Consider the following 4,805-nt stretch of genomic DNA (forward strand, 5'->3'; position numbering starts at 1 on the left):
CCGCCGGCCCGACCACCGCCGGCCTCCGCGCCGCGCTGCGCCGCGCCGGCCTGCCGCTCGCCTCCGCCCGCGACGGCGCGCCCGACGCCGGCGCCGGCCTGGACGTGCGCCGCGGCGCCCCGGGCCAGTGGGTGATCCGGTGGAGCGCCGGCCACGACCGCGACGGCGGCGACGCCTACCGCGCCCGCCACGGCCGGCGCGCCGTGATGGTCGCCGCCGCGGCGCAGGCCCTCGCCGGCGCGTACGAGCTGACCGTCGAGCAGCGCGAGGGCTGGACGCCGGCCGTCACCGTCACCGGGCTGCGCGCGGTCGGCTGAGGGGCCGGCGGCGAAACGGCCGGCCGTCTAGTGAAAGTTAGCTAACTTACGCTAGAGTTCTCGTCGTACCGCCGGCCAGACCACGGGAGAGACCATGCCGACGACCGACCGCCTCACCTTCGCCACCGAGACGTGCACCCGCTGCGCCGGCGAGAAGTCGTTCCGCCAGTACAGCCACGTCCGCGCCGGCCGCTGCTTCACCTGCAAGGGCACCGGCCGCAAGCTCAGCCGCGCCGGGCGCGCCGCACAGAAGGCGTTCGAGCAGCTCGTCGCCGAGCGGACCGGCATCGACTGCGCCGCGGTGACCGTCGGCATGGTGATCGAGTCCACCTCGCCCCTCGGTGTGCCCTGGTCCGTCGACCGGATCGACACCGTCGTCAACGACGCCACCGGTACCGCGACGCGATGGGCCGTCAGCGTCCGACCCAACGGCGAGGACCGGTGCACCCTCCCCGCCGGACACACCATGCTGCGCCACATGCCGGAGGTGGTCGAGCAGGCCGCGCGCGAGATCGCAGGGCGGTACAAGGGCGCGACGTACTGCTGACGGGACCGCTGGTCGGGCGGTGCGAGCAGGAGTGTTTGCGAAAGTTAGCTAACTTCCGCTAATGTCCCTCTCGTACCGCCACCGACCGAGAGGAACCGCCACGATGCAGACCGCCGCCCGCCGCCGCCCCCGAGTCCTCGACCTGTTCTGCTGCGCCGGAGGCGCGGGCATGGGCTACCACCGCGCCGGGTTCGACGTCGTCGGCGTGGACATCCGCCCCCGCCCCCGCTACCCCTTCGAGTTCATCCAGGGCGACGCGCTCGACGTGATGCGCGAGCTGTGCCAGGAGTTCCACCTGGTCCACGCCTCCCCGCCCTGCCAGGCGCACACCGCCCTGACCAAGGGCACCAACGCCGGGCGGGAGTACGTCGACCTCATCCCCGCCATGCGGGAGCTGTGCAAGTGGTACGGCGTGCCGTGGGTGAAGGACCTGACGCTGTGCGGCGAGTCCTTCGGGCTCGGCGTCCTGCGGCACCGGCACTTCGAGATCGAGTGGTTCGGCGACGAGCCGGTGCAGATGCCGCACCCCAAGCACCGGGGCAAGGTGCGCGGCTGGCGTCACGGCGTGTGGCAGGACGGCCCCTACATCGCCGCCTACGGCAAGGGCGGCGGAAAGGGCTCCGTCGCCGAGATGCAGGCCGCGATGGACATCACCTGGACCGACGTGCACGAGGAGCTCACCGAGGCCATCCCCCCGGCGTACACCCAGTACATCGGCGAGCAGTTCCTCAAGACCTGGGCCACCCCGCGCCCCGAACCGATCCCCGCGATCATCGCCCCCTACCTCACCCAGGACGCGGACGGACGGCTCATCAGCACGGCCGCGCTGAGGGCGTAACCGACCGTTCGCAGCAGGCCCGGCACCCGCCGGGCCCGCTGCGGGCAGCCGGACCCGATCCGACAGCAGCCACGACCGCGACCACCGCGGCGGCCCCGCCGCGCCCGCGACACCCGCCCGCCCCGCCGACCGGAGGACCACCCGAGATGACCGACGCCGCCCCGCCCTGCACCCTCACCGCCGAGGCCGCCCTCCGCGCCGCCCTGGCCGCCCACGGCCTCACCGCCGAGTACGACGACGAGAGCATGATCGGCGGGGAGCGGAACACCTGGCTCGTCGTCCGCCACCCGCACGACCCGGAGCCCTACCTCGTGCTGTTCCTCGCCGAGGACGGCGACGAGATCACCGTCACCCGCGCGCCGCGCCCCGGCGACCGCTGGCGCGTGATCGCCTGCGGAAGCCCCGAGGGCGAACGGAACCTGATCACGCGCCCGGCCGAGCAGCTCGCCGCCGTCGCCGAGGCCGCCGCCGCCTGGGCCGCCGCCCCGGCCGCCGCCGAGTTCGCGGGCACCGACCAGGAGACGGCGGAGGCCGCCATGGTCCGCGCCCTCGCGGCGCGCGGCATCACCGCCCACGCGGACTTCGAGGCGTACATGAGCGGCGAACCGGGCCTGTGGCTGGTCGTCGGGCACGACCAGGGCAACCCGTCCGCCCCCGACACGGCCGCCGAGCCGCACGCCGTCCTCTACCTCCGCGGCGAGGGGGACGACGAGATCGCCGTCACCCGCGCGCCGCGCCCCGGCGACCGCTGGCACCTGGTGGTCGACGACCGCACCGGCTCCGAGCCCGCCCGCACGACGTACCCCGCGCAGCAGACCGACGCCGTCGCCGACGCCGTCGCCCAGTGGCTCGCCCTCCCGCTCGAACGGCCCGCCGCCTGAGCACCCGTCACCGGCCGCCGACGCACCCGCCGTCGGCGGCCGGACCCACGACCGCGGCGGCCCGGCCGCCGGAGAGGACCGACCGTGAAGCACCACCAGGACCAGGACCCCGCCGCCGGCCCCGTCATCCGCCGGCCGCAGCGCACCCTCACCCCCGAGGAGATCGACCGCGTCAACAGCGCGCGCCTGCTGAACCTGCACGGCGCGCTGATCATGGGCATCGTGGACCCCGTGCCGAACCCCTCGCCGATGTCGGAGGCCGAGGGCGCGTGGGTGCGCGAGCACGTGTGGCCCCGTCACTACCAGGTGATCGAGGCCAAGTACCCGAACGGTTTCCGGCGCTGGTCGCTCTGCGAGCGCGGCACCTGCTGGAACTGCCTCAACGGGCAGTGCCACCTGTGCATCCACCGGCAGAAGGGCCGCCCCGACGCCGACGACAACCTCGACTCGATCGACAACCTCCGCGGGCGCAGCGTCGCCCGGCTGATCCTGCGCCCGGACGGCGCCCCGTGCCTGTGGTGGTGCCGGTGCCCCTGCGAGAAGACCGGCCCGATCGACCCCGGGGGGCCGGTGGAAGCCGAGCCGGACGGCCGGACGGACGATTCCGCCGGCGCGGGCCGGCGCCGCGCCCGCGCCGCCGAGCCCGTGCACCAGGCGCAGGGCGCCCTGTTCTGACCGCGCTGCGGGGCCGGCCGACCTGCCGGCCCCGCAGTCATTGCGCAAGTTGGCTAACTTCCGCTAATGTCTGCGCTGCGCCACCGGCCAACACGAGGAGCAGCCCAGATGACCCGCACCGTCGCCCGCAACGCGCACCGCAAGATCGCCGCGATCCGCGCCGAGTACACCGAGGCCCGCCGCTACGACAGCGCCACCAGCGAGATGGTCCCGTGCGAGGCCGCCGCCGCCTGGGAGGCCCTGGCCACCCCCTCGGCCCGCCTGATCGCCGACGACACCGCCGAGGTCTACACCGTCCGCGTGCACTCCAACTCCTGGTTCGAGCTGCGCAAGCCGGTGCCGCAGGACGTCGCCGACGCCGCCGCCAAGGCCGCCGCCGAGGCCGAGCGCCTCGCCGCCCTGCGCCTGTCGGTGTTCGGCGACACCAGCCACGACGCCGCCCGCGTCTTCGACAGCGTCGCGGACAACTGCGACGAGACCACCGCCGACACCGGCCGCGTCTTCACCAACACGGAGCGGTGGCGGCTGGCGGGCGAGTACGCCGAGACCGCCCTCCCCGAGGACCTCACCCCCGCAGAGCTCGTCGCCGCCCACGCCGCCGTTGGCGCCCTGTCCGCCGCCGACCTCGACGACTACGACCACCGCCGGGCCACCGCCGCCGATCTCCTGGCCCGCTTCGAGGCCCGCCTCGCCGACACCGCCCCGGCCGCCGCCGCGCCCGGTGCCCCGGCCGCCGAGGAAGAGACCGACTGGGACGAAGAGGAGCCGGTGCCCGCCGAGGTCCTCGCCGCCCGCCCGGGCGAACTCGTCGTCGTCCCCGACACCGTCCACCCGTCGCAGTACAACGTGTGGATGGGCCGCGAACACGTCGGCGTCGTCTTCGACGAGACGCACGCCCGCCTCTCCCGCCCCCCGCTCGCCGCCTGGTCCGGCAAGCTCCCGAAGAACCTGTTCCTCGCCACCCTCGACGAGGCCGCCGACGCCATCGCCGAGGCCAACCTCCCCGCCGGTCCCCTCGGCCTCGCCGCCCCGAAGCACTGGTTGCAGGCCATGAGCTTCCGCTCCCTGCCCGTGCGCCGCCGCGCCCGCGTCCTGGCCCGCGCCGCCGAAATCTGCGGCACCGGCCGCGCCCACGCCCGCGCGTTCCAGGCTGCCATGCAAGAGGACTGGACCGAGTACCTCGCCTCGCAGCCCGTGCCCGACGAGTCCGAGTTCGGCCACTGCATCGCCCTCGGCGGCGGCGAAATCCACACCTACGACCGCAGCCTCGACCACGGACTCGTGCACCCGATGTGCCGCACCATGGACCAGAACAACCGCCTCACCCGCTACCGCACCACCCAGGCCGCCGCCCCCACCTGCCGCCACTGCATCAGCTACCGCGACCACCGCGCCGAGCGCCGCGCCGAGCAGGCGGGCCGGGTGCAGCCGGAAATCACTGCCTGACAAGCCGGGCCCCGGCGCCCCCTGGGGGCCGGCCCCCCCGGCGGGGAGACCCCCAAAAACCCCCACGAAAACACAACCACCAACCACCCACCAGAGGGAAA

At 74.7% G+C, this 4,805-nt stretch carries 5 protein-coding genes and 1 pseudogene; all 6 read left to right on the forward strand.

Translation table 11 applies throughout. The features are described from left to right. Positions 1–317: pseudogene (locus ACFV1L_RS21790) on the forward strand (hypothetical protein); the annotation flags it as partial. A 94-nt stretch (positions 318–411) separates the two neighbouring features. Beyond that, positions 412–864, forward strand: coding sequence for a hypothetical protein (locus ACFV1L_RS21795; protein ID WP_380368113.1), 453 nt, complete (start codon positions 412–414; stop codon positions 862–864). Between the two features lie 103 nt (positions 865–967). Then, a complete protein-coding gene (locus ACFV1L_RS21800; RefSeq protein WP_380368115.1) occupies positions 968–1,702 on the forward strand; it encodes a DNA methylase in 735 nt (244 codons plus the stop codon). 146 nt (positions 1,703–1,848) lie between these two features. Continuing rightward, positions 1,849–2,583 (forward strand): hypothetical protein, encoded by a 735-nt coding sequence (locus ACFV1L_RS21805; RefSeq protein WP_380368117.1) that lies wholly within the window; start codon positions 1,849–1,851, stop codon positions 2,581–2,583. Positions 2,584–2,667: 84 nt separating this feature from the next. Then, entirely contained in the window at positions 2,668–3,258 is a 591-nt protein-coding gene (locus ACFV1L_RS21810; RefSeq protein WP_380368119.1) for a DUF6248 family natural product biosynthesis protein, read from the forward strand. A 108-nt stretch (positions 3,259–3,366) separates the two neighbouring features. Then, positions 3,367–4,704 (forward strand): hypothetical protein, encoded by a 1,338-nt coding sequence (locus ACFV1L_RS21815; RefSeq protein WP_380368121.1) that lies wholly within the window; start codon positions 3,367–3,369, stop codon positions 4,702–4,704. Positions 4,705–4,805 lie beyond the last annotated feature (101 nt).

The organism is Kitasatospora sp. NPDC059646 (genome assembly GCF_042734615.1).
Lineage (GTDB): Bacteria > Actinomycetota > Actinomycetes > Streptomycetales > Streptomycetaceae > Kitasatospora.